At 50.1% G+C, this 717-nt stretch carries 1 protein-coding gene; it reads left to right on the top strand.

Features of this window, described 5'->3' with window-relative positions:
* Positions 1–717, top strand: a 717-nt coding sequence (locus A3761_RS08800; RefSeq protein ID WP_156491763.1) for an AMP-binding protein, incomplete at both ends; no start/stop codon positions are given.

Here is a 717-nt window from a genome sequence, read left to right as displayed (position 1 = left end):
TCGTCAGCTTGATGAACTTAGCTCACAGTGGGCTCAGCTCCTATTAGAGGAACATGTATCCGTTGGGGATCGCGTAGGCTTGTGCCTGGACCGCTCTCAGCATATGCTCGCGGCCCTAATTGGCATATTGAAAGTCGGCGCCAGCTATGTCCCGCTTGACCCTGACTTCCCCGATGATCGTTTGGCGTACATGATTGAAGACTCGGGCTTACAACACCTAGTCACTCAAGAAGCGCATATCAAGCGCCTGCCTTCTGTTGCACACATACTCAATACCGACCTGATTTCTGAACGTCTATCACAGCAGAACACAGCTTGCCCAGATGTAACAATCCCTGAGGATACAGCTGCGTATATCATCTATACCTCCGGTTCTACCGGAAAGCCTAAAGGCGTTGTGGTACCCCATGCTTCCGTCATGAACTTCTTACACAGCATGGCAGAAAAGCCAGGGCTCGAGGCTGATGATACCCTGATGGCAGTAACAACTTTGTCTTTTGATATTGCCGTACTTGAACTCTACTTGCCACTATGGGTCGGCGCCAAAGTCATTATTGCCAAGAAACAGGATAGTAGTGATGGTCGACGTTTATTAAGCTTGCTGACAAAGCATCAGGCAAACTTCATGCAAGCAACACCCGCCACCTGGCGATTGCTGATCAGTAGTGGCTGGCAGGGTGAGCCTAGATTAAAAGCACTGTGCGGTGGCGAAGCATT

It is taken from the genome of Oleiphilus sp. HI0123, assembly GCF_001635315.1.
This window is presented reverse-complemented; position numbering and strand designations above follow the sequence as displayed.